At 73.0% G+C, this 25,401-nt stretch carries 19 protein-coding genes; 9 read left to right on the top strand and 10 right to left on the bottom strand.

The genetic code is table 11. The annotated features are described in order from the left end of the window. Positions 1 to 349: 349 nt before the first annotated feature. The 5 genes from BJ982_RS40485 (at position 350) to BJ982_RS19570 (ending at position 10,485) form a co-directional block, all read left to right on the top strand. Positions 350 to 3,157, top strand: coding sequence for a lantibiotic dehydratase (locus BJ982_RS40485; protein WP_184882109.1), 2,808 nt, complete (start codon positions 350 to 352; stop codon positions 3,155 to 3,157). Further along, the gene (locus BJ982_RS40480) at positions 3,154 to 4,884 is read left to right on the top strand and encodes a TldD/PmbA family protein (RefSeq protein ID WP_184882107.1); all 1,731 of its coding nucleotides are present in this window, start codon (positions 3,154 to 3,156) and stop codon (positions 4,882 to 4,884) included. The genes BJ982_RS40485 and BJ982_RS40480 overlap by 4 nt, the downstream gene beginning before the upstream one ends. A 158-nt stretch (positions 4,885 to 5,042) precedes the next feature. Then, complete coding sequence (locus tag BJ982_RS19580; RefSeq protein WP_184882105.1) at positions 5,043 to 6,446, top strand: TldD/PmbA family protein; 1,404 nt, start codon at positions 5,043 to 5,045, stop codon at positions 6,444 to 6,446. A 502-nt stretch (positions 6,447 to 6,948) separates the two neighbouring features. After that, positions 6,949 to 9,852: a lantibiotic dehydratase gene (locus BJ982_RS19575; RefSeq protein ID WP_184882103.1), complete on the top strand. Its 2,904-nt coding sequence runs from the start codon at positions 6,949 to 6,951 to the stop codon at positions 9,850 to 9,852. 207 nt (positions 9,853 to 10,059) lie between these two features. Next, positions 10,060 to 10,485 (top strand): hypothetical protein, encoded by a 426-nt coding sequence (locus tag BJ982_RS19570; RefSeq protein WP_184882101.1) that lies wholly within the window; start codon positions 10,060 to 10,062, stop codon positions 10,483 to 10,485. A gap of 24 nt (positions 10,486 to 10,509) precedes the next feature. Here BJ982_RS19570 and BJ982_RS19565 read toward each other — a convergent pair whose 3' ends face one another. The 4 genes from BJ982_RS19565 to BJ982_RS19550 all read right to left on the bottom strand — a co-directional run bounded on the left by BJ982_RS19565 (position 10,510) and on the right by BJ982_RS19550 (position 14,740). Further along, positions 10,510 to 11,616: a CapA family protein gene (locus BJ982_RS19565; RefSeq protein WP_239123701.1), complete on the bottom strand. Its 1,107-nt coding sequence runs from the start codon at positions 11,614 to 11,616 to the stop codon at positions 10,510 to 10,512. Positions 11,617 to 11,666: 50 nt separating this feature from the next. Beyond that, positions 11,667 to 12,209, bottom strand: a complete 543-nt coding sequence (locus tag BJ982_RS19560) for an RNA 2'-phosphotransferase (RefSeq protein WP_184882097.1) — start codon at positions 12,207 to 12,209, stop codon at positions 11,667 to 11,669. A 293-nt stretch (positions 12,210 to 12,502) separates the two neighbouring features. Then, complete coding sequence (locus tag BJ982_RS19555; protein WP_184882095.1) at positions 12,503 to 12,931, bottom strand: enediyne antibiotic chromoprotein; 429 nt, start codon at positions 12,929 to 12,931, stop codon at positions 12,503 to 12,505. A 291-nt stretch (positions 12,932 to 13,222) separates the two neighbouring features. Next, positions 13,223 to 14,740, bottom strand: coding sequence for a golvesin C-terminal-like domain-containing protein (locus BJ982_RS19550; RefSeq protein WP_184882093.1), 1,518 nt, complete (start codon positions 14,738 to 14,740; stop codon positions 13,223 to 13,225). 183 nt (positions 14,741 to 14,923) lie between these two features. On the opposite strand from BJ982_RS19550, the gene BJ982_RS19545 reads away from it, so the two are divergent. After that, the gene (locus BJ982_RS19545; protein ID WP_184882091.1) at positions 14,924 to 16,969 is read left to right on the top strand and encodes a family 10 glycosylhydrolase; all 2,046 of its coding nucleotides are present in this window, start codon (positions 14,924 to 14,926) and stop codon (positions 16,967 to 16,969) included. 18 nt (positions 16,970 to 16,987) lie between these two features. Here the strand turns inward: BJ982_RS19545 and BJ982_RS19540 are convergent, their stop codons facing one another. From BJ982_RS19540 to BJ982_RS19530, 3 genes are read right to left on the bottom strand one after another with little or no spacing between them, the layout of a single operon-like run. Then, the gene (locus BJ982_RS19540) at positions 16,988 to 17,581 is read right to left on the bottom strand and encodes a GNAT family N-acetyltransferase (RefSeq protein ID WP_184882089.1); all 594 of its coding nucleotides are present in this window, start codon (positions 17,579 to 17,581) and stop codon (positions 16,988 to 16,990) included. After that, positions 17,578 to 19,050 carry an APC family permease gene (locus BJ982_RS19535; protein ID WP_203959440.1) on the bottom strand — a complete coding sequence of 491 codons (1,473 nt, stop codon included), beginning with the start codon at positions 19,048 to 19,050 and terminating at the stop codon, positions 17,578 to 17,580. The genes BJ982_RS19540 and BJ982_RS19535 overlap by 4 nt, the downstream gene beginning before the upstream one ends. A gap of 46 nt (positions 19,051 to 19,096) precedes the next feature. Further along, complete coding sequence (locus tag BJ982_RS19530) at positions 19,097 to 19,765, bottom strand: GOLPH3/VPS74 family protein (RefSeq protein ID WP_184882087.1); 669 nt, start codon at positions 19,763 to 19,765, stop codon at positions 19,097 to 19,099. 454 nt (positions 19,766 to 20,219) lie between these two features. Here BJ982_RS19530 and ybiA point away from each other — a divergent pair, with 454 nt between their 5' ends. Further along, complete coding sequence (gene ybiA / locus BJ982_RS19525) at positions 20,220 to 20,789, top strand: riboflavin biosynthesis intermediates N-glycosidase (protein WP_184882085.1); 570 nt, start codon at positions 20,220 to 20,222, stop codon at positions 20,787 to 20,789. A 64-nt stretch (positions 20,790 to 20,853) separates the two neighbouring features. Here ybiA and BJ982_RS19520 read toward each other — a convergent pair whose 3' ends face one another. The 3 genes from BJ982_RS19520 to BJ982_RS19510 form a co-directional block, all read right to left on the bottom strand. After that, the gene (locus tag BJ982_RS19520; RefSeq protein WP_184882083.1) at positions 20,854 to 22,113 is read right to left on the bottom strand and encodes an acetyl-CoA hydrolase/transferase family protein; all 1,260 of its coding nucleotides are present in this window, start codon (positions 22,111 to 22,113) and stop codon (positions 20,854 to 20,856) included. A gap of 90 nt (positions 22,114 to 22,203) precedes the next feature. Next, entirely contained in the window at positions 22,204 to 22,497 is a 294-nt protein-coding gene (locus BJ982_RS19515; protein ID WP_184882081.1) for a hypothetical protein, read from the bottom strand. A 128-nt stretch (positions 22,498 to 22,625) separates the two neighbouring features. Continuing rightward, positions 22,626 to 23,402 carry a protein phosphatase 2C domain-containing protein gene (locus BJ982_RS19510; RefSeq protein WP_307784664.1) on the bottom strand — a complete coding sequence of 259 codons (777 nt, stop codon included), beginning with the start codon at positions 23,400 to 23,402 and terminating at the stop codon, positions 22,626 to 22,628. Between the two features lie 558 nt (positions 23,403 to 23,960). Here BJ982_RS19510 and BJ982_RS19505 point away from each other — a divergent pair. Both BJ982_RS19505 and BJ982_RS19500 read left to right on the top strand, forming a co-directional pair. After that, a complete protein-coding gene (locus BJ982_RS19505) occupies positions 23,961 to 24,893 on the top strand; it encodes a chromosomal replication initiator protein DnaA (RefSeq protein ID WP_184882079.1) in 933 nt (310 codons plus the stop codon). 119 nt (positions 24,894 to 25,012) lie between these two features. Beyond that, positions 25,013 to 25,366 (top strand): hypothetical protein, encoded by a 354-nt coding sequence (locus tag BJ982_RS19500; RefSeq protein ID WP_184882077.1) that lies wholly within the window; start codon positions 25,013 to 25,015, stop codon positions 25,364 to 25,366. Positions 25,367 to 25,401: the final 35 nt, after the last annotated feature.

The raw sequence follows: 25,401 nt of genomic DNA, 5'->3' as shown, positions 1-25,401 counted from the left end.
CCCCTCCGCAGGCTCCCCCCTGCCGAGCCCGGCACATGCCTCGCGGACCGTAACCGGCTCCCCCGCCGTCTCCGCCTCGCCGAGCCCGGCACACGCGCCGCGGACCGTGACGGACTCCTCGGCAGGCCCCACCCTGCCGAGCCGGGCGCAGACCGCGCAGGGGCGACCGGCTGCCGGGGACGCTTCGGCAAGCTCGACGCGGCCGGGGCCGGCGTCGCGGACGGGTCCGCGTGAGTCGGCAAGGGCGGGGTGGGACCTGCATCCCGAGTTCATCCTGCGGAGTACCGGGTTCCCATTCGCACTGCTGGAGCGGATCTCCTTCCCGCTGACGTCCGCCGGGATCGACGCGGTGCTCGACGCCCAGGAGGCCCTCACCGCGGCCGCCGACGCCGCCGTGGCCCACCTACGCGACTCCGAGGACGTCACCGACGGGAAGCTACGCCGCAAGCTCTGGAAGACCCTGTCGCGCCACCGCCCCCTCCCGGACCCCGCGGAGACGGCCGGACTGCCGTCCGGAACCAGAACCCTGCTGGACGAGTACGCCCGCGCCCTCGACCGGCTCGCGCGGACGGAACGCGAGGCCCGCGCCACGTTCGACGCCGAACTGCCGGCCCGGCGCACCGCCCTGCGCGACCTAGCCTCCGACGAGCGCTTCCAAGAGGCCGTCTGGCTGTCCAGCCCCCAGATGTACGACCGCGGCCTGCGCGGCTACGTGGCATCCGACGTCACAACGGCCCGCACCAGCCGCACCCGCTCCCTAGAACGCCAACTAGCCGGCTACCTCCAACGCGTATCCGCCAAAAACGAAACAACAAGCTTCTTCGGCCCCATCAACTACGGCACCTTCACCACCCCGGCCCCCGCCCCCCTCCCCAACCAATCCCCCCACCCCACCCCGACTCACGCCCCGTCCCTCCACACAGAGGCGCCCCCCAGGCCCGAGGCGCCGCAGCCGGACGCTCCCACGACCGATGCGCCAAGGGCCGAACCTGGCGCGCCACTACCGGGACAGAACCACGCTGCAGGGGCCTTTGTGGTTGGGGGAGACGAAGGGCGAGGTGGCGGGGCGGCGCCGGCTCACGAGCCGTCCCTCCCCACAGAGGCGTCACTCACGCCCGAGGCGCCGCGGTCGGAGGCACCCACGGCCGATGCGCCGAGGGCCGACCCCGGTGCGCTGCTGCTACGGGGACAGGGCCACGGTGCGCGCACTTTTGCGGTTGAGGGGGAGGAAACCCGAGGTGGCGGGGCGGGGGTGGTGGTGCGGCGGCATGCGTATGTGGCGTACTGGGTGGTGCGGGGGCTGGCCGACAGGATCGCGGCGGAGCCGGACGTACGGCCGCACCTGCGGCCGCGCCTGTCCACGCTGGCGCGGCTCTCCCCGGACGGCACGGCGGTGACGCTCGTCCGTACCCGCACGTTCGCCCTCAAGGGGCGCGCCGCCGCGCTGGCGCCGCTCGTGGACGGCAAGCGCACCGCGACCGAGCTGGCGCGCGAGACCGGGATCCCGGTCGCCGAGGTGGTGGCGGAGCTGGACCGGCTGGCCAAGGGACGCGTCGTCGCCTTCGGCGTGGACCTGCCGGTGACCGAGCCGCGCGCCTTGGAGGCGCTGCGCGACCGCGTCGCCGAGCTCCCCGACGACTGTCCCGCCCGGGAGGTGTGGCTGTCGCGGCTCGACGGCCTGCGCGGCCTGCAGGAGGAGTTCGCGGCCTCCGGCTTCGAGCGGCGGCGCGAACTCCTAGAGATCCTGGAGCGGCAGATCGGCGAGCTGACCGGCCAGGACACCCGCCGCGCCGGCGGGCAGCTGTACGCCGACCGGCTGGTGATCACCGAGGAGTGCCTGGGCGCGGTGACGCCCCTCCACCTCGGTGAGGACGTGCTGCGCCTGCTGACCGACGAGCTGGCCCCCGTCCTGGACCTCCTGGCCGCCGAGGCCGTGCGCGTGCACGCCCACCTCACCGCGACCGCCCTGAACGGCCTGAACCTGGCGGAGGGCGACCGTCTCCCCCTCCCCGCCTATCTGGCCCACTCCTGGCCCACGACCCTGACCCCTCCGAGCCCCGCTCCCACGGACGGAGCGCCTAACTCGGAGGACCCGGAGCCCCACCAGGCGGAAACGCCGGGGATGTGGCGGGCGGTCATCGACGAGCGGGTGGACGCGGCGGAATACGCGCGCCCGCCGCGCGACCGGACGCACGCGGCCACGGCGGGCGATGCGCCGGCCGCGACGGGACGCGTCGAGCTGGAGGCGCGGGACGTCGCCGTGGATCCCGAGGTGCTGGCCGGACGGGCCCTGATCTGCTCGCCGGACGTCATGATCGTGGCCAGGGACCTGGACGCCGTGCGGGCCGGGGACTTCACGCTCGTGCTGGCCGAGTCGCACGACACGGTGCTGCTGTGGGGCTGGGCCCTGCAGTTCATGGACGACCCCGGCGCGACCCAGGGCGCGATCGGCGGCCTGCTGGCCCGCCTCGACACCCACCGTCCCCTCGCCAACATGCTGACCTCGAAGCGCGCGAAGATCGTGCCGTTCGAGTTCCCGGGCGCGACCGTGGAGGCGTCCCAGCCGAGCAGCCGCGCCGACGGGCGCACCATCCCGGTCGGCGAGGTCGACGTGGTGGTGCGGGACGGGCGGCTGACGCTGTCGGCCCCGGGACAGGACGGGTTCCTGCTCTACAACGGCGAGCTGGACTCGCCCGCGCACAACGCGCTGGCCCCGCCCCGGGTGCGCCCGGTGGCGTTCGGGCGCGCCGGGCTCCGGCACACTCCCCGCGTCACCGTCGGCCGTACGGTGCTCCAGCGGGAGCGGTGGCTGATCGCCCGCGAGGAACTGGTCCCCGAGCCGGCGCGCGGCGGCGACGACGCCTCGTTCGCGCTGCTCGTCGCGCTGCGCCAGGCCGTACGCCGGCACGGCCTGCCCCGCTGGGTCTTCGTCAAGATCCCCGGTGAGCGCAAGCCCGTCCTCCTCGACACCGAGGGCCTCTTCCTCACCGAGCTGGTCGCCCATCTCAGCGAACAGGGCGCCGACCTCGGCGTGTCGGAGATGCTGCCCGGCCCCGGGGACCTGTGGCTCCACGGCTCCGGCGGGGCGCACTGCTCCGAGCTCCGCCTCACCGCCGTCCGCACGGCCCCCGCCTCACCAGGAGACGCACACCCGTGAGCACGCCCCTGACCCACCCCGGGTCCGGCAGCCACGCCGACCACGGCCCCGAACCCACCCCGGCCCCCGAACCCCGGCACGGCACCGAACCCGGAGCCGGCGCCCGGCCCCGGCACGCGGCCCGTCCCACCCTTGAGGGAGACACCTCGTCGGCCTTCCCGGTGATCGACCCGGATGCCGCGCTGCGCACCGCTGCTGCTGCGGCGGGCTCCGGGCGGCGGGCCGAGGTGTTCGCCGAGTCGTGGGTGCTGTCCCGCGCGGTCGCCGACCGGTTCGGGCTGCGGCTGGCCCAGCGCCGCCGCGAGGGCACCGGGCTGTCGCTGACCACGGCGGACGGCGTCCACCACCGCCACCTGCCCTACCTCGACCCGTCCCGCCTCCCCGCCCTCCTCGCCGACGACCCCACACCCGCCCGTCCCACCGGGCGACACGGCGGCCCGCCCGGAACCGTCCCGCACGACCTGCGGCCCGGCGACCCGGCGGACGACGGCTCCGCCACCACGCCACCCGGCCGCCCTTCCCTCGCACCCCCCGGCGGCTCCCCTGCCGCGCCGCCTCCGTACGGCTCCGCCGCGGTCGCGGACGCCGGACTGGCCACGGCGGAGGAGTTGTCCCGGATGGTGGCGCTCGCCGCCGACGAAGTCGAGGGCGCCTTCCCCGGTGTCGTGACCGCCCGGGTGACCGGCGAGTTCGTCGAGCGCGCCACACTGGTGGCCCGCGAGGACGGGTTGCTGCGCCACGGCCCGCACCGCCACCTGGAACTGAGGATCCACGCGACCGCGCGCCGCGACGGCGTCATCGCCCGTACCCTCCGCGTCGCCGGCGCCGAGATCGGTACCGCTGTCATGACTCCTACAGCTTCCACGGGTCTCACGACTCCCATGACCCGAGGCGACCATCCTCGTGCGACGGGAGAACCGCTGAGGCTCGCGCCGGGTGACGACGTCGTCCGGGCGCTGGCGCGGGCCGCTGCGGAGGCGGCCGTCCGAGACCTGGACGCCGTCGAGCCCCCTCTGGGCGAGATGCCCGTGGTGCTCGCCCCGGGCGGTCCGGGCGCGCTGCTGCACGAGGTGTGCGGCCACGGGCTGGAGGCGGACGTCGCGCTGCTGCCCGGCGCCGCGTACGGCGGCCTGCTCGGCGAGCTGCTGTCCCCGGCGGGCCTGACCCTGATCGACGCGCCGCGGGCCCCACTCGGCGCGGGCCTGTACGACTTCGACGACGAGGGCGAGCACGCCGAGGAAGTGGCGCTGCTGGAGGACGGCGTGCTGCGCTCCTACCTGCACGACCGGCGCAGCGCCGCGGCGGCGGGGCTGCGGCCGCACGGCCATGGACGGCGCCTCGGCTACGCCTACCCCGCGCTGCCCCGCATGAGCTGCACCTACGTCGCGCCAGGCCGGTCGTCCCCCGAAGAGATCATCGCTGCGACGCCGTACGGCCTGTACGTGGAGTCGATCGTGTCCGGCGAGACGGACATGAGCTCGGGACGGTTCAGCGTCCGCGTGACGGCCGGGCGGCTCATCGAGAACGGCAGGCTGACCGCCCCCGTCCGCGAGGCGACCCTGTCGGGCACGGGGCCCGGCGTGCTGCGCGAGATCGACATGATCGGCGACGACCTGCGCTTCATGCCGTACGGCTACCAGTGCAACAAGCTGGGCCAGTTCCCGGTGACGGTCTCGGTCGGCCAGCCCACCCTACGGGTGGCCCGCATGACGGTGAGCGGCCCATGACCACGGTAGACCCGAGCACCACCCCGAACGCTGCCCCGAACGCTGTCCCAGGCGCTCCCTCAAGCGTTGCTCCAGACGCTGTCCCAAAGGTTGCTCCAGATGCTGTCCCAGGCGTTGTCCCAGGCGTTGTCCCAGGCGCCGCGCCGGCGGAGGTGGCCGTGCTGCTGGACCGATGCCGTGCGCTGCTGCACGCCATCGCGGCGGCCGGTGGGGACGCGGCCGACGTCGAGTGCGTGTCCACCTCGGTCCGCGCCACGCAGGTCTTCGCCGACGGCACCCACGCGGCCCGCCAGGGCGTGACCACCACCACGGGCCTGCGGGTCCGCGCCGGCGACGGCGCCGCGGCCCTGCTACTGGGCGCACCGCCGGAATCCCCCGAGGACGTGGCCCGCCTGGCAGTGGCCCTGGCCCGCCGCTCCCGCGCCGACAACGGCCTCCCACTGATATCCCTGACCCCAACCCCGGACGGCCCCCCGCGCCTGACCCCGACCCCGGAGGGCTCCCCGCGCCTGACCCCGGACGGCGCCCCCCTCCTGTCCGCGACCGGCCACGACGGCCGCTCTGCGGTGTTCCCGGACACGGCCGTGCACCCCGCACCGGCGGAGCCGGAGGCCCCGTTCGAGACGTCCCGGGGCCTGTTGGCCGGGCTGCTGGCGCCGGCGGACGGTCCGGCGGGTCTCGGCGCCGAGTACGTCCACACCCGTAGCTGGACGATCGCCGTCGACGGGACGGGCGCGGCGGTGGCGTACGAGCAGAGCGGGCACCACGCCTGGCACTGGCTGGAGGGGCTCGGCGGGCACATGGTCGACGGGCTGACCGCCTCGCGGTTCGACGAGCTGCGGTGGGACGCCCTCGCCGCACGCGCGCGCGAGTTCCGCGCCGTCCACCTCGCGGGCCCCCGGCCGCTCGACGAGGAGGGACCGCTCCCGGTGCTGCTCCATCCCGGAGTGGCGGCCCACCTGGTCCGCAGCCTGGGCTTCCTGTTCAGCGCGGGCAACGTCCTGGCCGGCATGCGCCCGCTGCTGGAGCGGGTGGGCCGGCGGATCGCCTCCCCCGCCGTCACGCTCGTGGACGATCCCTCGGGCCCCGTGGACGCCGAGGGCACGCCGACACGCCGTCAGACCTTGCTGGACGGCGGGGTGCTGCGCGGCTTCCTCACCGGCCGTACCAGCGCCGCGGAACTCGGCGTAACCCCGTCGGGCGCCGCACGGCGCGCCGCCCCGGACCAACCCGCCGTCGAGAGCCCGTCCCGCATCTCACTCGCCGCGGGCGAGCGGTCGCTGGACGCGCTGCGCGCCGAGATGGGCGACGGCGTAGAGGCGGTCGGAGTGGTGCAGCCGGGCGCGATCCGGGGACGACGGGGCACGTTCACGACCGTGATCCTCGGCTGGAGGGTGCACGACGGCCAACGCGCCGAGCCCCTCGGCCCCGTACGCCTGTCCTCCGGAATATTCGAACTGCTCCGCTCCATCACAGCAACCGGCGACGACCCGTCCCATTCCCACCTCGCCCCCGGAGCCGAAAGCCCAAGCATCCTGGTAAGCCGCATGAACATCGGCTGACCTCAACCGGCCGAAAGCCGGAATCCGCCAGGCGCCCTACCTAACCCCAGACGGAAGCGCGAGCGTCCTAGTCAGCCGCATGAACATCGGCTCACATCGACCGGCCGGCAGGCGGAATCCGCCAGGTGTCCTTCCTCACACCAAACGGAAGCGCGAGCGTCATGGTAAGCCGCATGAACATCGGCTGTCCTCGATCGGCCCGGGGAGGTAGAAATCGCCGGGCGCTCCCTTCCGGGCGGCGGTTCGTGCCCTTCATGTCGTCCGTCGCCGTGCCTGGTGCTTCCGGGCGTGTCTTCGCAGGTCGGCTTGGTGGTTCTCGCATTTCTTCCGCTGGTTGGCAGGAAGCGGATATCGTTCGGCAACTTGCTGACCTGCCTTTGCCTGGTTCGCGGTGCGTGGGTCGCACAGAGTTTGCTGTGCGACCCGATACCGCAGGATGAGAAGGCGGAGAAATGGCGATTCCCACCACGTCGGCCACCCCGCACGTCCGGGGAGCGGCACGATGAGCTGGCTTCTCCACGACCACCTCGTGGTGCGCACGGCGGGCTTCCCGTACGAGGCGCTGGAGGAGGTGCGGCTGCCGGACACCGCCGCGGGCGTCGACGCCGTACTGGCCGCCGAGCGTGCCGCGGAGGCCCACCGCGAGCACCTGCTGCGCGAGGCGTTCCCCGAGGCCGTGCGCGCGGCGCGCGAGGCGGAGCCGGCGGCGGGGCGGCTGCTCAGCAAGCAGCGCGCGGCGGTGGGCCGGCGCGTCCCCGCCCCCCGAGCCGAGTCCGCCCCCGGCGCGGAGCTGGCGGCTGCGCTGGTGGAGTGGAACCGCCTGCTCGCGGAGGCCGCCGAGCTGGCCACGCGCGCGTCGGCCGCCCACGAGGCCGAACTGGCGCGGTGCTCCGCGCGTCTGAAGGCCCGGGCAGGCGATCCGCTGCTGCGGGACGCGGTACTGCTGCTCAGCCCGGCCTTCCACGAGGGCCTGCGCAAGTACGCCGCGTCGCCGTCCGGTCAGAACCGGGAGAACCGCCAGATCGAGCGCAGGCTGGTCACCTACCTGCAGCGGCTGGCCGCCAAGAACGAGACCAACAGCCATTTCGGCCCGGTCAACTACGGCACGCTGAACCCGGACCTGCCGGCGGCGGCCCGCGTCGAGCGCGACCCGTCGGCCGTGACCCGCACCGTCTTCGCCTCCGCCCGCCTGGCAGAGGCGATCTCCGACGGCGTGCGCGCCGACCCGCGGATGCGCGGCCACCTGCGTCCCCGTCCCTCGCTCACCCACCGGTTCGCCGGCGACAGGGCCGTCAGCCAGATCACGGGCGCCGCGACCGCCCTGGACCCGGTGGACGCCCGCCTGATCACCTTGTCCGCGACCGGCCTGACGGTACGCGAACTGGCCCGCGAGCTGTCCCGCGAAACAACCCAGGAGACGCGACCGCCGGAGCCGGAGCCGGAGCGCACGCGGCTGACGCAGGTGGAAACCGAGCCAACACCGGTCACGGAGCCAGAGACGGAGCGCACGCGGCTCCCACAGGCGGAGTCCGACCGGGCGCAGCTCGCGCAGACGGAAGCCGAGCGGACGCCGGCCACAGAGGAGGCCGGGCGGACGTCGGGCGGTGCGGCGCGCGGCGTGCTGGAGGACGTCGTGGGGCGGGTGGAGGCGCTGGTGCGGCGGCGGCTGTTGACGTATGCGCCGCTCGCGGCTCCGGATACGGCCCGTCCGCTCGACGCGGTGATCGCGTGGCTGGACGCCGTCGCGGACCAGGACCCCGGTAAGGACGGGGAGGAGGCGGTGCGTGAGTGGCGGGCGACCGCCGCCGAGCTCGCGTCCCTGGTCGAGGCGTGCGGTGCGGAGTCGCGCGCCGAAGGGGTCGCGGCCGCGCGGGAGCTGGAGGAGCGCTACGAGGCGCTCACCGGCGAGGCCGCGCGGCGCGGTGCGGGCCGCATGTACGTGGACCGGACGCTGGTCTTCGAGGAGTGCCGGGGGGACCTGACCCGGTTCGAGCTGGGTGGGCCGGTGACCCGGCGGGTGGGCGACGGGCTCGTCCCCGTCCTGGAGTTGTGGAGGACGGCCGCGCTGCTGCGCCACCACGACCAGCAGGTCCGCGCCCGCCGCGTGCTCGACACCGTGGCCCCGCAGGGGGAGGCCCCGCTGCTGGCCTACTTGCGCGCGGCGACCGCCGGGCACGGCGCGAACCGGCACGGCGACGCCACCCGCGCGAACCGGCACGGCGACGGCAGCGGCACGGACCGGCAGGACGACGCCACCCGCGGGGCCGGGCGCGACGAACTCACTTACGGGGACCGGCACGGCGGCCTCACCCCCGCGGAGCAGCGCGACGACCTCACACGCGCGGGCGGTGACGCCGCCCCGGGTGGCGCTGGTACGGCGCTCGCGCGGTTCGAGGGGCTGGTGCGTGGTCTGTTGGAGGGGCGTGAGGGCGAGTCGCACGTCGAGTTGCGGGCCGAGGAGATCATCGCCCTGGCGGCACGGGCGCGGGAGATGCTCGCGGACGTGCCCGTGCCGGGCGCGGACCTGCCCGCGTTCACCTCGGTGGACCTGCTCATCGCGGCGCGCGACGAACGGGCGCTCGCCGAGGGGGACTTCCGGATCGTGGTCGGCGAGGGACACGCGCCCGCCCTGCTGTCGGTGTTCCCGACGGATCACTTCCGCCGCGAGGAGGGCAGGCCCGACCGCATCGCCGCGCTCATGGAGAAGGTGTTCGCCGACGCGGGCGTGCGGGTGGCCCAGGTGCTGATCGGGCGCGGCACGAAGATCTTCCCGTACCGGGTGGCCGACACGCTGGTCGAGCTGCGCCCGCACCTGCCCGCGGCGGGCGGCGCGGTGCCGGCGTCCGCCCTGCGGGTGCGCCGCGACGGGGCGGGCGTGGCCCTGTGCGACGAGGACGGCCCTCTGCTGCTGCATCCGCAGCTCAAGCGCGCCCCCGGGTTCGACCCGCTGGCGGCGTTCACGCTGCCCGCGGTCGAGGATCACCCGTTCACGCTGCCGGGGCACACCCCGCGCCTGACCGTGGGCGGCGTCGTCTATCAGCGGGAGCGCTGGCAGGCGCCCGGCCTGCCGTGGGACGCGGATCTCGCGGGGTGGTCGCTGGTCAGGGCGGCGCGCGAGTGGCGTGCCCGCGCGGGGATGCCGGAGCAGGTGTACTACCGCACTCCCGAGGAGCCGAAGCCGCTGCTGCTGGACTTCTCGAGCCGCCACTTGATCGAGGTGTTCCACCGGCACGTGGCCCGCACCGCCGGGCCGGTGACGGTCACCGAGATGCTGCCCTCCCCCGAGGGCGTCTGGCTCCCGGCCCCGGACGGCCGCCACACCTTCGAACTGCGCGCCTTCGCCATCCACCCCGGCGGCGACGCGACCGCCCCGGCCTGGCGCCTCCACCGAGGCTCACCCGCATAAGCCGGACCCGCCGGTCACCTGCCTCGTACTGTCCCGAACCCAGGCACCCTCACCCGTCCCCCCCTTCCCGACCCGGGCCCTCCGGTCATCCGCCCCGTACCGTCCGGAGGCCGGGGCGCCCTCTTCCGTCCACTCGTCCTGTTGTGCGCATGGTCGTAGCGTCAAGCCATCTTGACGTCAGGGTGGCTTGACGCGGATACTCGGGTCATGGTCACTCCTGAAGATCTCGAAAAGCGGTTCACGCTCGTCAGCGCCACCGCCCGCTACGACGATCTACGCGCCCGCGAGGCGCTCTCCGCCCCCGTCGGCGAGGACGACCTCCCGGACCCGGACGCGCCTCCGCCTCTCACCCGTGAGGAGGCCCTGGAGGTGCTCGCCCTCGGGGAGGTGATCGCGAGGAAGGCGGGGTACGGGCGTCAGCTCGCCGTCCGGGCCGCGCGCGCCTCGGGCGCCTCCTGGTCGCAGATCGGCGCCGCCCTCGGCACCAGCAAGCAGGCCGCCTGGGAGGCGCACACCCGTTGGATCGACGACCAGGCCGAGCGGCACCGGCGCGACGGCTACTCGGGCATGGGCGAGGACGACACCGCCGCCGCCCGCGTCCTCGCCGGCGGCCTCGACGAGGAACCGGCCTGAGCGGTCAGGGCGCCGGCGCGGCGCTCACCAGCGCAGGACCAGGTCGCCGTCCTCCTCCTGCCCGATCCGCGGCGCCGCCGCCCCGGTCTCCTCGCCGAGCTCGCGACTGACCTCTTCCAGCACCTGGCGCAGCCAGGCGCGGTCCTCCGGCCCGGCCCGTTCCAGGCGCATCCGGCGGGCGGCGAGGGGGACGAGACGCAGGCCGGCCAGCAGGCCCGACGCCGGGTCGACCGAGGCCAGGTACACGAGCCTCAGGTCGTCGCGGAACCGCTCGTACCCGGGGATGCCTTCGTAGTCGTCGATGAGGTCACCGCAGCCGTACAGCACGAGCTTGCCCTGGTACACCTCCACCGGCCGGGGGTGGTGGGAGGAGTGGCCGTGCACGATGTCGGCGCCGCCGTCGATCAGCATGTGCGCGAAGCGGATCCGGCACGCCGGGACGTGGTACCCCCAGTTCGACCCCCAGTGGAGGGACACCACCGCGATGTCGCCGGGCCGCTTGGCACGCCGCACGCGGGCGGTGACCTCGGCCGCGGTGGCCTCCGACAGGTCGGGGAGCAGGTCCACGCCGGAGCGTTCGGAGGTGGCCGCCCAGTCCGCGGGGACGCCGCTGGACTCGGTGCCGGCGGCGAACACGAGCACCCTGCCCCCGCCCGCGGGGACGATCGCCGGACGCCGCGCCTCCCGCTCGTCGCGCCCGGCGCCCGCCACGGACAGGCCCGCGCCGGCGAGGGCGCCGAGCGTCTCCTCCAGGCCGTGGCGGCCGAAGTCGAGCACGTGGTTGTTGGCGAGCACGCAGACGTCCGGCCAGGCCGCCGCCAGGCAGGGCAGGTTGGCGGGATGCATCCGATAATGGATGACCTTGCCGGGAGAGTATTCGCCGCCGCTGGTGACGCTGGTCTCCAGGTTGACCACGCGCACGGCGGCCTCGCGCAGCACCCGCAGGGCGTCGCCCCAGGGCCAGGTGAACGGCACAGGGCAGGGGATCGGGCCGTTCACGCCCTCGGCGAGGCCGACGTAGGCGCGGGCGTCGCGGACGGACGGCTCGCGCAGGGCGGGGTCGCCGGGGTGCGGCAAGATCTGGTCGACGCCCCTGCCGAGCATGACGTCACCGCAGAGGGCCACGGTCACGAGATCGGCGTCACACCTTCCCATGGTAGAACCGCGCCTGGGAGGACGGCTCAGCCGGGGAAGCGGATGAATCCCGGCGGAACGTGAGCGACCAGCCACACGCCGTTGGCGCTGACCCGGAACTCGTGCCCCGCCGCGCGCATCGCCGCGGCGTCGACGCTCAGGACGACCGGACTGCCGCGCCTGGCCCCGACCCGGGCGGCGGTCTCACGGTCGGGCGACAGGTGGACGTCGTGGCGGCTCATCGCCCGGAGCCCCTCGGCGCGGATGGCCGCGACGGCGCGGGCGACGGTGCCGTGGTAGAGGTACGGGGGCGGGGTGGCGGGCGGGAGGGCGAGATCCACGGGCACCGAGTGGCCCTGCGCGGCGCGGATGCGCTCCCCCGCGATCTCGAACCGCCGCTTGTCGTTCTCGGCGACCACCCGCTCCAGTTCGTCGCGCGTGATCGGGAAGCCGTGGGCGGCGGCGGCCTCCAGCAGCGTGCCGACGGGCACCCAGCCCTGGGCGTCCAGCTCGACGCCGATGCGGCCGGGCGAATGCCGCAGGTGTCTGGACAGGTATTTGGAAACCTTCACCAGCCGCCGCTCGTCCATGCCCGTCTCCCTTGACAAAAGGACCGCGCGGTATTCACAGTCCATTGTCGGACACCGTGAAATTCACGCCACGGCCAGGAGCCGGACTCTTACGTGAAGGTTGTCCATACCCATTATAACCGCCGATATTCACCGGCGCATTGCATTTTCCGGCCGCCCGGCGCCGCCCCGGAACGCGACGAGGCCGCGCCGGGCCGTACCGTTCCCCGCCACGATGGGGACGGCACGGCCGGCGCGGCCGGTCTCGCCACGCGGGCTCACCCGCGAATCGGGTTACCTTGCCCGCACGCGGCTCAGTTGAAGGAGAGCGCCACCTGGCCGAGAACCAGGTTGTTGTTGCCGGCGCCGAGGTAGCAGGCGTCGACCGCGCAGTTCGCGGTGCCGACGGTGGTGCCCTCGTAGGTCTTGCCCTCGAAGGTCTTGCGCACCGTCAACGGGAAGGTGGCGGAGCCGTTCGCGTCCGTGGTGAACGACGCGCCACTGGTCTCGTCACAGGCCAGGACGCCGGCCGCCAGGTCGGCGCACTCGGCGATGCTGTAGGTCTCGTTCGCCGCGGCGCCGGAGACCGACACCGTGACGACGGAACCGTCGCTCAGACCCGTGTTCGGGCTCGCGGTGAAGGACGGCGCCGCGGCCTGGGCGCCGGGCGCCATCGCGGCGGCCACACCGAACGCCAGGGCGGCGCCGACACCGAGCTTCGCGAGGATTCCAGCCTTCTTCATTTCCGTCTCCCTTATTCGGTGGGGTTGGTCAATGACTTGCAATACAAACTATGAGTCATTGCGGGAGTCCGGCACAGAGGGTTCGGATTCAGCATGTTGTCAGCCGATCGGCAACTAATTGTCAACCGGAGGGTGGCGAACCCGATACACATGGTGTATGCGCTACCGGCGGTACCGGCGCGGTCACGGAATGGGAAACCGGTGTGAGCTCGTATTGGGCCGGGGCCCAAAAGATGGCACGGCCCACGCCTGCGACGTGGGTCGTGCCGTATTCGAGGGTGCGCGGGCGGGTCAGACGCGCGAGATCCGCACCGCGTCGGCGACGACCAGGCCGGTGCCCGCGGTCCACCGGCTCACGGCGACCACGTCACGGTCGCCGGCGGCGAGGGTGAAGGTGCCGAGGGTCCGCCACGTCCCGCCGCCGGTCCGCTGGTCGAGGTAGACGGTCTGGTTGCCGCCCGAGGCCGCGACGATGTACGGCGCGGAGCTGTTGTAGCCGGGGTCGGCGGGGTGCCAGACCTCGACGCGGTAGCTACCCGCGCCGGGGATGGCGGCCTTGTACCAGGCGGGGTCGCCGGCCGCGACGGGGGCGGCGAAGCGGTAGTCGGCGCCGTGGCGCTGGGCCGAATAGGCGGAGGTGCCCCAGCCGGCGCTCGCGGTGAACCGTCCCGCGGTGGCGTTGTCGATCGTCGTCGACCAGGAGGGGGCGCCGCCGCCGGTCACGTACCCCATGTAGGTGGTCCAGTTCCAGTACGGGCCGGGGTCGGTGTGGGTGGCGCCGGGGACCTCGGAGTGCCCGACGATGTGGGCGCGGTCCTTGGGGATGCCGTACTTGTCGCAGATGTAGCGGGTCAGCGCCGCCGAGCCCCGGTACATCGCGTCGGTGTACCAGGAGGCGTCGGTGACGTAGCCCTCGTGTTCGATGCCGATGGACCGGGTGTTGTAGTCCCAGTTCCCGGCGTGCCAGGCGACGTCCTTGTCGCGCACCATCTGGGTGACGGCGCCGTCGGAGGAACGCACCACGTAGTGCGCGGAGACCTGCGCGCTCGGGTTCTGGAACCACGAGATCGTGCCGGCGTACGAGCCCTGGGTGATGTGGATCACCACGCGGTCGATGGCGTAGCTCGACGGACGGCTGGAGGCGGTGTAGTTGCCGGAACCGGCCGCCACCCAGCTCCCGTCCGGGTAGTCGGGGGCGGCGGCCGCGTTGAGGTCGAGCGCGCGGGTGTAGTCGCCGCGGTCGGCGGTGACCTCCCGCGGGGCCACGGTCACGCCGGCGGCCTTGATCCCGCGGCCGAGGAACTCGTAGACGGCGTCGGCGTAGAGCCGGGCGACCGCGGGAGTCGAGGCGCCGGCGTACGCGGCCACGGCCGGGTACCAGCGTCCGATGTCCCGGCGCGCCGCGGCGTCAAGGCCGGCCCGGTCGGCGTGGGCACGCAGGACGGCGGCGCCGCCGAGGACGTTGGCCGCGGTGTCGGCGCGCAGCGTGTCCGCGGGCAGGCCGGTGAGTTCGGCCGCGCGTTCGAGGGTGTGGGTGGTGGGGTTGCTGACCAGGTGCATGACGCCGTACCCGCCGTCGGCGCTGGGCCTGCCGCCGTGGCCGTCGAGGTGGGTCTCGGCGTAGGCGAGGGCGACGAGCAGGTCGCGGGGCACCTCGTGCGCGGCGGCGGCGCGCGCGAACGCGTCCGCCAGGGAGACGGGAGCGGCGGCGTGAGCCGGGCTGACGGCGAGGGCGAGGAAGGAGCAGGCGAGGAGGGCGGTGAGCAGCCGGCCGGCCGCCGTGGTCGCCCGGGGGTGGGGGGATGTCATGAGAACTCCTCAGTGGAGGGGCCGACGGCTGCACAGTAGAAAATCTTCGATCGAATGTCGATGATTGACATTACTTTTCACCTGCACGAAGATTTCCGGCCACCCGACCGTCGGTCAAGATCAACCTGACCGACACGCTGAAGACTATTGCGCTCACCCTGATCGGCACTGAAGATAATCTCCGTGACCCCCCACCCAGCGAGCCGCGCCCGGCGGCCCGCCGCAGCCCCCGCCCACCGGCGTCTCGCCCGCGCCGCCGCGACGGCGCTTACCCTGGTGCTCATCAGCGCCCTCACCCCCGCCGCCGCGAACGCCGCCCCCGGCCCCCCGGCCGCCGCCACGCCCGCCCCGCAGACGTCCTGCCCCACCGACCCGGCCACGCCCAAGCGCCGGGCGCGCGCCATGTGGGTGGCGAGCGTCGCCAACATCGACTGGCCGAGCCGCCCCGGGCTCGACGTGGCGGCCCAGCAGGCCGAGTTCCGCGCCTGGCTCGACCTCGCCGTCCGCGACCGCATGAACGCCGTCGTCGTGCAGGTCAGGCCGACCGCCGACGCGTTCTGGCCCTCCCCCTACGAGCCGTGGTCGGAGTGGCTGACCGGCACCCAGGGCGCCGACCCCGGCTACGACCCGCTGGCCTTCATGGTCGCCGAGGCCCACGCCCGCGACCTGGAGTTCCACGCGTGGTTCAACCCGTACCGCGTCGCCAACCACATCGACCCCACCCGCCTGGCGGCGGACCACCCCGCGCGGCGCAACCCTGACTGGCGCTTCGCCTACGGCGGCAAGATGTACTACAACCCCGGCATCCCCGCCGTGCGGAGCTTCATCGAGAACGCCGTCATGGACGCCGTGACCCGCTACGACATCGACGCCGTCCACCTCGACGACTACTTCTACCCGTATCCGGTCAGCGGCGAGACCATCCCCGACCAGGACGCCTTCGAGCGGTACGGCGGCGGCCACACCGACATCGGCGACTGGCGGCGCGACAACGTCAACCTGCTGATCCGCGAGCTCGGCGGGCGCGTCCACCAGGCCAAGCCGTGGGTGCGGTTCGGCGTGAGCCCCTTCGGCATCTGGCGCAACGCCTCCACCGACCCGCTCGGCTCGCGCACCTCAGGCCTGCAGTCGTACGACGCCATCTACGCCGACACCCGGCTGTGGGTGCGGCAGGGCTGGATCGACTACATCGCGCCGCAGATCTACTGGCACATCGGCTTCCCCGCCGCCGACTACGCCGTCCTCGCCGCCTGGTGGGCGGAGACCGTGCGCGGCACCCCCGTCCAGCTCTACGCCGGCCAGGCCGCCTACCGCGCCGGGGTCTCCGGGCAGGACCCGGCCTGGCAGCAGCCGGCCGAGCTGTCGAACCACCTGCTGGAGAACCGGAAGCACCCGGAGATCCTCGGCGACGTGTACTTCAGCGCCAAGGACGTCCGCGCCGACCGCATCGGCGCGATGAGCCGCGTCGTGACCGACCACTACTCCAGGCCCGCGCTGGCGCCCGCGTACGGCCAGGCGTCCGCGCCGTCGGCGCCGTCGATCACCTCGGCGGCGCGCGTCGCGGGCGGCGTCGCGCTGGCGTGGCGGCCCGGCTCCGCGGCCACGGCCTCCTACGCCGTCTACCGGGTCGACGGCTCCCCCGGCGCGGACCCGTGCCGGTTCGCCGACGCCCGGCACCTGCTCGCCACCACCCGCGCGGCCACGTTCACCGACACCACCGCCTCGGCCACCGGGACCTCCACCTACTACGTCTCGGCCCTGGACCGCACCCACCACGAGAGCGCCGCGAGCCCCGGCCGTACGGTGACCGGGACCGGCGCCCCGTTCAGCGTGGTCGTCGACAACGCCGGCCCGGGCTTCACCGCGAGCGCCGCCTGGGGCACCTCGTCGTACTCGTCCCAGCGGTACGGCGCGGACTACCGGTTCGCGAGCCCCGTCGCGGCGAGCGACCCGGCGTGGTTCCGCGTGACGGTGCCGGAGGCGGGCTCCTACCGGGTCGAGGCGCGGTACCCGGCCGACCCCGGCTACAACTCCGCCACGCCGTACATCGTGGCCACGGCCTCGGGCGACCGGGTCGTCGCCGTCGACCAGCGCTCCGGCGGCGGCCGGTGGCGCGACCTCGGCGTCTTCCCGCTCGCGGCGGGCGCGCGGGACGTGGTCGGTGTCAGCCGCTGGACGTCCACGACCGGCTACGTCGTCGCGGACGCGGTGCGCGTCACCAAGGTGTGACGCGCGCCGCGACCGCGGTCAGGGCTTCGGCGGGCGCCACATCGGGAACATCGGCGGGCCGCCGGGAAGGCGCAGCGGCTCGCCCAGGTCCTCGTAGCCGTGCCGCAGGTAGAGGCGCCGGCTGTTGACATTACTGGCCTCCAGGTACGCGGCGATCCCTTCGGCGTCCAGCCTGCGGTGGTGCCGCTCCAGCAGCAGGCTGCCGAGCCCGTGCCCCTGGTGGCCGGGAAGAACGGCGAGCAGCGCCAGGTAGTGGTGCGGCGTGCCGGGGTGGCGCCGCTCCATCTCCTCGCCGAGGGCCATGAAGCGCTCGGCGTAGTCGGGCTTCATCTCCCCCACGTACTCCTCCAGGCCCGGCACGGGCGGCAGGGGCGGATTGCGGTTGTCGAACCAGACCGCGACCGCCGTCCGGTCGGCGGTGGCGGCGATCTCGCCGTGGGTGAGGGCGTGCGCGGCGTGCAGGGCGAAGAAGCCGGGCAGGAGCGCGCGGCGGTCGTCCTCCGGTGGAATGGTCCACAGCGAGACCTGCAGGGCGTGGAAGGACTCGCCGACCACGGCCCCGGCGATTCTCGCGGCCCCGGGTTCGGCCCCCAGGTCGATGATCTCGGTCATCTCCGGCCTCCGATCGCCGCCCGGGCTCCCAGGCCTATGTTGGCGTAGACGTCCGGCCTGCTCGCCCGCAGAGTCAGCCCCCACAGGACGCCGAGCGCGACGGCGGCGAGGTAGACGCCGGGCAGGATCCAGCGCAGCGGAGAGGACGGCTCGACGCCGAGCACGACGTCGAAGTTGGACAGGGCGAGCCCCAGCACGACGAACAGCAGCACCGAGGCGACGGCGGGCGCCACCTTGGTACGCCAGGCGTTCTCCGTGCCGGGGTTCTTGGCGAAGTAGCACAGCACCGCGACCGAGGTGCCCGCGAGCAGCAGCAGCACCCCGAACCCGCCGAACGAGCCGATCGTGAAGAACAGGTGCACCACCGGGTCCAGGCCGGCGAACGCGTAGACGGCGATCACGGCCAGCCCGATGACGCTCTGCGCGACCGAGCCGGTCACCGGGGCCCCGGTCGGCGGGGAGGTGCGGCCGAACACGGCGGGCAGCACCCTCTCCCTGCCGAGGGCGAAGATGTACCGGGAGATCGTGTTGTGGAAGGCGATGAGCGCCGCCACGATGCTCGTCACGAACAGCACCGAGCCGAGCGTCGCCACGGCCGAGCCCATGTGCTGCCCGGCCAGGCCGAAGATGAGGCCGGGGCCCTGGCTCCTGGACGCCTCGACCACCTTGTCCGGGCCCACGGCCACGCTCACCGTCCACGACGAGACGGCGTAGAGGCCCGAGATGACGGCGAGGGCGACGTACGTGGCGATCGGCACCGTGCGCCGGGGGTCCTTGGTCTCCTCGGAGAACACCACCGAGGACTCGAAGCCGGAGAAGGCCGCGACGCACACCGCCACCAGCGCGCCCATCCCGGGCACGACGAGGCTCGACGGGGCGAACCCTTCCATGGAGTAGCCGGACGCCGCCGGGTTGGCCAGGTCGGCGATGTCGAAGACGACCACGACCGCGATCTCGGCCATCAGCAGCACCGACAGCACCCTGCCGTTGACGTCCACCCGCATCAGCCCGAGCGCGCCAGTGACCGCCCAGGCGGCCAGGGCCACGACCCACCAGTCGAGGCTGACGCCGAACCACTCCGCGAGCAACGGGTTCACCGCGGAGGCGATCACGCCGTACAGGCCGACCTGCAGCGCGTTGTAGGCCAGCAGCGCGACCCACGCGGTGGCCACGCCGAACGGGCGGCCGAGCCCCTGGGCGGTGTAGGCGTAGAACGCGCCCGCGTTGACGACGTGGCGGGCCATGGTCACGTACCCGACGGCGAACACGGCGAGGATCGCGCCGAGCACGAGGAACGCCAGCGGCACCCCGGTCACGCCGGTCACCGCGTAGGCGGTGCCGACCACTCCCGCGACGACGGTCAGCGGCGCCGCCGCCGATATGACGAAGAAGACCACCGACGGCACGCCGAGGCGATCTTCGGCCAGCGCCGCCGAGACGGCGCCGGCCCTCTGTTCTGTCAGGGACAACCGGAACTCCTTGTGACGAGGGGAAGGGAGGAGGCCGGAAGCGAGGTCACCGGCGGCTGATGACGGCGTCTCCGACGGCGGCCTCGGTCTGCGCGAGCAGTTCCTGGAGCGGGGCCGTGAGCCCGGCCGCCGACTGCGCCAGGTACGCCGCGTTGTGCTCCCACAGCACGTGCCTGCCGACGCCCGTCGCGACCAGCAGGCCGAGCAGGACGCGGTCCTGGGTGTTCAGGGGTTCCCTGCGCCGCACCGCCAGGTTGAGCCGTCCGACCGGCCACGCCGCCTGGTTGGCGTCGACCGGCAGGTACCGGGAGGACAGGCGCATCCGCTGGGGGCGCAGCAGGCCGGCGGCGGTCATCCGGGTCGCGATGTCGGCGTGGGCCGTCCGCGCGATGAACTGCAGCCAGGTGCGGAAGGGGTGGGACGGCTCGGCGACGATGTGGTCGAGGACGGCGCGGGTGACCATGTCCCGCCCGTGCTCGGGGTGTCCCGCGCCGGCGCCCTCACCCTGGCGGGGCGCGCCGGCCTGGAGCCGTGTCTCGCCCTGGACCTTGTGGACGGCGATCCGTTCGGCGAGCATCAGCTCGCCCAGCAGCGCCGCGGCGAGACCGAGGCCGGTCAACCGGGCGTGCAGTCGCATTCGACCGGTTATGTCGTAATGCATCCCGAAGAACAGGTCATCGGCCAACCGGAGACCGGGAAGAGCGACTTCAGCCACGATGGGGGATCTTATAGGTGTTTTGTCAAGGCTGTCATTACACGAATCATATTCGTGGTTCAACCGGGACCATGCGCCGCCGCGAACTTACGAATAGGGACACGCCTCGCGGGACGGTCGGTGCGGCCCGGATTCACCTGCTCAAACCCAGGCCGGCGCGCCGCGCCGCCGGCGCGTGGGAGCGCACCCAGGCCAGGGCGGCACCCCCGCCCACCCATGCCACGCCCCCATTTCGGATGTCACATCCAAAGAAAGAGGACCGACCATTTCACGCCCGCCATGGGAATCCTTGACTCCGTGCAATAACCTCGCCGTATTCGGTTCCCGTCCCGAACGCCTTCCCTTCCCGTACGCGCCTCCTCAATCGCCGTTTCCGGGCCCGCCCGAGAATCCCCTGCGGCAGACACCCAATAAGCGATGGCGACCCCTCGTCCGGACATGTCACCCTAGGACGATGCCCACGCTCCATGATCACCCGTATTCGGTCGCCGAGGCCGTCGCCGCCGAGCGTTCCGGTATGCGCCCTCGCTACCTGTACTTCTGGGGACACCGCCCACGGCGCGACGGACAGATCGGCCCCGGCGCCCTGAGCCAGTGGTGGCCGGTCGAGTTCACCGAGGACGGGCGCCTGTACCGGTCCGCGGAGCACTACATGATGGCCCACAAGGCGTGGCTGTCCGGCGACGACGAGACCGCGTCCGCGATCCTCGCCGCGGCGCACCCCGGCGAGGCCAAGGCCCTCGGCCGCGCCGTCCGCGGCTTCTCCGAGGAGACGTGGGCGGCGCACCGGTTCGCCATCGTGGTCCGGGGCAACGTCGCCAAGTTCGGCGCCCGCCCCGAGCTCGCGGAATACCTGCTGGCCACGCGCGACCACGTCCTCGTCGAGGCCAGCCCCCACGACCGCGTCTGGGGCATCGGCCTGACGGCCTCCGACGAACGCGCCGCCTCGGCGGAGCGATGGCAGGGGCTGAACCTGCTCGGGTTCGCCCTGATGAAGGCCCGGGACGTCCTCGCGGAGGCTTAGTCCTCCCGGTCTCCGGCGGGCGGGCGCGTCCGCCCGTCGCCGGCGCGAGACGTCCCGCGTGGCGTCAGGTCATCAGTCCCGCGTGGCGGGCCTCGTGGCGCAGGCGGTCCCTGTGGCCGGGGTGGGCGATCCTGATGAGCGCCGCGGCCCGCTCGGCCATCGTCCGGCCGCGCAGCTCGGCGACGCCGTACTCGGTCACGACGTTGTCCACCGTGTTCTTCAGCGTGGTGACGACGCTGCCCGGGGTCAGCCTCAGGTTGACGCGGCTCCTCCCGTCGCCGGTCGTCGCGTGCAGGACCAGGAACCCCTGGCCGCCCTCGGAGTACATGGCGCCGCGCGCGAAGTCGCTCTGCCCGCCGGACCCCGACCAGTAGCGTCCCGCGATCGTCTCGCTGGCGGCCTGTCCCAGCAGGTCCACCTCGCTGGTGGCGTTGACCGACACCGTGCCGGGCTCGCGCGCGACCGTCCGCGGGCTGTTCACCCAGGCCGCCGGCATCATCGCGACGGCGCCGTTGTGGTCCAGCCAGTCGTACAGGCGGCGGGTGCCGACCGCGAACGTCGCGACGTGCTTGTTGCGGAAGTGGCGCTTGCGCGCGCCGGTGACCACGCCCTTCTCGACCAGCTCCATGATGCCGTCGGACAGCACCTCGGTGTGCACGCCGAGGTCGCGGTGGCCCGACAGGGCGGCGGGCAGCGCGCTCGGCACGCGGCCGACCCCGATCTGCAGGCACGCGCCGTCCGGGACGCGCTCGGCGATGTAGGCGGCGATCGCCGTGTCCCGCTCGTCCGGCCGTGTGCGCTCCAGTTCGGGCAGCGGCGCCTCGGAACGGCACCAGCCCGCGACGTCGGCGAGCTTGATCTGGTTCTCCCCGGAGGTGTACGGCATGTTGGGGTTCACCTCGACGAAGAACGGGATGTCGCCGATGAACGAGGCGGTGTAGTCGGCGTTGGTGCCCATGCTCACGTACCCGTGCCGGTCGGGAGGGCTGACCGTCGCGATCGCCAGCGTGCACTTGGTGGTGGCGCGCATGAGCATCGCGGCCTCGCTGAAGTGGACCGGCACCAGGTCGCAGCCGCCGTCCCAGTACGCCCGCCGGGACCCGGGCCCGAGGAAGTAGTCCACGTGCCGCAGCCGGTCCCCGAACTCGCCGCGGATGTAGGCGCGCTCGCGGCGGGGATCCATCCGGTGGATCCGCACCCCTTCCAGACGGCCGGCGTGCGCCTCCAGGGTGTCGAGCAGCGTGACCGGCTCGCCCGCGGCATTCGGGACGATCAGGTCCGCGCCCGGGGGGATGTGGGCGAGCACATCCTCAGGAGCGCCCATCGTGATCCTTTCGACGTCGTGGAGCCCGTCACGCGTGTCCTACCCAAACCAGGCGCATCCCGACATCCGGCTCGGAGAGGCCCGCCGAGATCAGCCGTCGCCGCCCGGGGGCCAGGACTTCCAGCCCGCCGACGGGTCGGCCACCCGTTCTGAGGCCTCCTTGAACTGCTCGGCCCTGCGGACGCAGTCCGGGCACACGGGCTTGCGCACGGCCCTGGCCAGCGCCTCCGGGGACGGCTCCCGCGTCGAGCCCAGCACCGTCATCCCCGGGGGCAGCCCGGTCTCGGGATCGACGGGGAACAGGGTGACCGTCTGCGGGTCGTAGGCGAACCCGCGTTTGCACGCGTAGCACGCGCCTATCGTGGTGGGCGGCTTGTCTGTCATGCGTCGTCCGACCTCCCTCACCCGGCACGCTACATCCCGGCGGGGCAGCACGGTATCGAGCGGACACCGGCGCGCACGGCGCACGGCCACCGTGGGGGAAATCCCGCGTCCGGGCCGGGCGTGGCGCGCTACTCCGCGAACGAGACCCACGCCGCCGTCGCGTCATCGTGAGGTTTCCCCGGGCGCGGGACGACGGTCTTCCCTTCCTCCTCCCTCACCAGGGAAATCAGGCGGGCGGGGCCTTGCTCCTCGGCGACGCGGCGCAGCGTCTCCCACGAATACCCGAACCACTCCACCAGCCGTGTCACGCCGTCGGTGAGCACGAGCGCCCCGTCGAGGTCCGACGCCGCGACCGACCCGGTCAGCGCCTCGTGCGCGGCGCCCGGATCGGTGGAGGCGACCCAGAACCCGCCCGGCCGGTTACGCGTCGACCGGACCAGTTCGAAACTGTACGGCCGGCCGCCGGGCAGGTGTTCGGTCCTGTCGTCGTGGACCACCTCGACGCCGCCGTCCCCGGTCGCCAGTACGACCGGCGAATCGCAGAGCACCAGATAGTCGACGCTCTCCCCGCGCCGGCGGAGCATCGCGACGGTGGACGACGGGGAATCGGGGTTCGCCAGGTCACACGTGTCGACGTGCGCCTTCATCGTCGCGCCGATCGCCCCGCCGAGGATGTCCTGCAGGCTCGCGCCGCGGTCGAGCACGAGACCACGGGCCAGGGCGGCGGCCAGCCGCGCCACCAGCCACGGCACGTCGTGAACGCAGCCGGATTCCACGCCCGCGGGCGCGGTGGCGCCGTCGAGGACCACGACCCAGTCGGGACCCGCGATGACGAAATCCTCATTACGGCGCCCGGGAGTTCCCGGCGCCGTGGCGTACGCGACCCGCATCAAGTCCCCCGTCACAATTGGAAAGTATCGGCGACCGCCGGCCTTCGCGCGAGCACCGCCCATCTCACCGTGACCGGCCGGGACGGAGCAATTCGATTCCCATGAGTAATCGAATTGTCGCCGCACGTGATGTCACTGAGCACGCCCGCGCGACATGCCGGCCGACAGGCCGGAACCGGCCCGCGCGGACCCGTCCAGACCCCACGCGGCGGTCTCCGGCCCCATGAAGCGCAGGTGACCGCCAAGATATCGTCCCGTGACCTATTAACGACCCGATCGCGTCCTGCGCGGGGAGGATCCGGGCTAAGGTGTGCTGCTTGTCTTTACGGCACCAATCTCGGCCCACCACGGAGACCAACGATGGCGTACCAGAACGGCCCCCGCCAATCCCCCTACGACGTTTCCCCGGAAAACCAGTCCCCGTACGGTGAGCCATCCCAGAGTGAGTCCCCGTACGCCCGGCCTTCCCACGGCCAATCTCCATACGGCCAGTCCGCGGACAACCAGTCCCCTTACGGCCAGCCGTCCGAGAGCCCTTACGGGCAGCCGTCCCATACCCAATCGCCTTATGGGATGCCGCCCGACAACCAATCTCCCTACGGCCGCTCGTCCCAGGAACAGCCTCCCTACGGGCAGCCCTCCCAGGGCCAGTCCCCCTACGGCTGGCCCGCCGAGGACTACGGGCAGCCGTCGCAGGGCCAGTCCTCGTACGGCCGCACCTCGGAGCCCCAGTCGCCCTACGGCCGATCGGCCGAGAGCTTCGGCGGCCCGGCCGAGCCCCAGTCCCCGTTCGGCGGCCCGGCCGAGACTCCGTCCCCGTTCGGCGGCCCGGCCGAGACTCCGTCCCCGTTCGGCGGGCCGGCCGAGAACCCGTCCGCCTTCGGCTGGCCCGCCCAGGACCAGTCGTCCCAGGATCAGTCCGCCCAGGGCCCCGCCCTCTACGGCCCGGCGTCCCACTACGGCCAATCGCTCTACAGCTCGTCCCTGTACGACAAGCCGAACCAGGACGACACCGCCACGGACGGCGCCTCCAAGCGCAAGCGCGGCCCGATGTTCTGGCTCCTCGCGGTCGGCCTGCCCGTGGTGCTGCTGGGCGCGGGCGGCTACTTCGTCGCCTCCATGAACGGCGTCGGCGTCACCACCGCCTCCGCGTCGCCGTCGCCGACGTACGCGGTGGTCAACGTGGGCGGCGAGATCACCGTCAAGGGCGACCCGAACATCATCAACATCAGCAACGGCCAGAACTGCAGCGTCAAGAGCGGCCCCAACACCGATATCAAGGAGGGCACCCCGGTCGTCGTGACCAACTCCTACGGCAAGACCATCGCCCGTGGCGCCCTCACGATCGGCACCGTCCAGGGCCAGATGGACTGCGTCTTCATCTTCCAGGTCCCGGGCGTCTCCGCCGAGGAGAAGTCCTACGGCGTCCAAATAGGCCGCCGCCAGCGCATGGACTTCAACTCCAACCAGATCAGCGCCCCCATCATGCTGGTCCTGGGCAACTGACCCCCTCCCCCGAGCACGCCCCGTAGCCGAACCACAGGCACGGGGCGTTCTCCATGATGAAGAGATTTCCGCGCCGGGCGTGAACAAGGCGGACGGCACCGCCGTGGGACCATGTCGCCGTGGACCGGCACGCACTCGCGGAACTCCTGGTGTACCCAGGCGAAGCCGATGCGGCATGCCGCGCTGCCATCCTCGCGGGCGGCGACTTCGAGATATGGAACGGCGCTGTCCCCGTCGACCATCTCGTACGCGTCTATCGTCGTCGCGAGCGTCTCAACAGAAGCGAGCGAATTCCGTCCTTGGGGTTCACCGACGCCGTCTCCCGCCTGGAGTCATGCGCACTGACGGACGTCCTCCTCGGCTACGCCAGGAGCGCACGACGCGACTACCACTTTCACCTGTTCCTCGCGCCGGACGCCGCACAGATCGTGGCCTGTCTGGGAGTGAGCCAGTCGACCGACCAGGACGGGTGAGCCGCTCACGAGTGTTACGGCCATCGCGGCGACGC

Origin of the sequence: Sphaerisporangium siamense (assembly GCF_014205275.1) — a bacterium.
Taxonomy (GTDB): domain Bacteria; phylum Actinomycetota; class Actinomycetes; order Streptosporangiales; family Streptosporangiaceae; genus Sphaerisporangium; species Sphaerisporangium siamense.
The sequence above is the reverse complement of the archived record's forward strand: the minus strand, read 5'-3'. Positions and strand labels throughout refer to the sequence as shown.

Coding starts and splice junctions, on each gene's coding strand:
- BJ982_RS19575 (WP_184882103.1), top strand. CDS start 6,949: ATGAGCTGGCTTCTCCACGACCACCTCGTGGTGCGCACGGCGGGCTTC.
- BJ982_RS19570 (WP_184882101.1), top strand. CDS start 10,060: ATGGTCACTCCTGAAGATCTCGAAAAGCGGTTCACGCTCGTCAGCGCC.
- BJ982_RS19560 (WP_184882097.1), bottom strand. CDS start 12,209: ATGGACGAGCGGCGGCTGGTGAAGGTTTCCAAATACCTGTCCAGACAC.
- BJ982_RS19555 (WP_184882095.1), bottom strand. CDS start 12,931: ATGAAGAAGGCTGGAATCCTCGCGAAGCTCGGTGTCGGCGCCGCCCTG.
- BJ982_RS19550 (WP_184882093.1), bottom strand. CDS start 14,740: ATGACATCCCCCCACCCCCGGGCGACCACGGCGGCCGGCCGGCTGCTC.
- BJ982_RS19540 (WP_184882089.1), bottom strand. CDS start 17,581: ATGACCGAGATCATCGACCTGGGGGCCGAACCCGGGGCCGCGAGAATC.
- ybiA (WP_184882085.1), top strand. CDS start 20,220: ATGCCCACGCTCCATGATCACCCGTATTCGGTCGCCGAGGCCGTCGCC.
- BJ982_RS19520 (WP_184882083.1), bottom strand. CDS start 22,113: ATGGGCGCTCCTGAGGATGTGCTCGCCCACATCCCCCCGGGCGCGGAC.
- BJ982_RS19515 (WP_184882081.1), bottom strand. CDS start 22,497: ATGACAGACAAGCCGCCCACCACGATAGGCGCGTGCTACGCGTGCAAA.
- BJ982_RS19505 (WP_184882079.1), top strand. CDS start 23,961: ATGCCGCCCGACAACCAATCTCCCTACGGCCGCTCGTCCCAGGAACAG.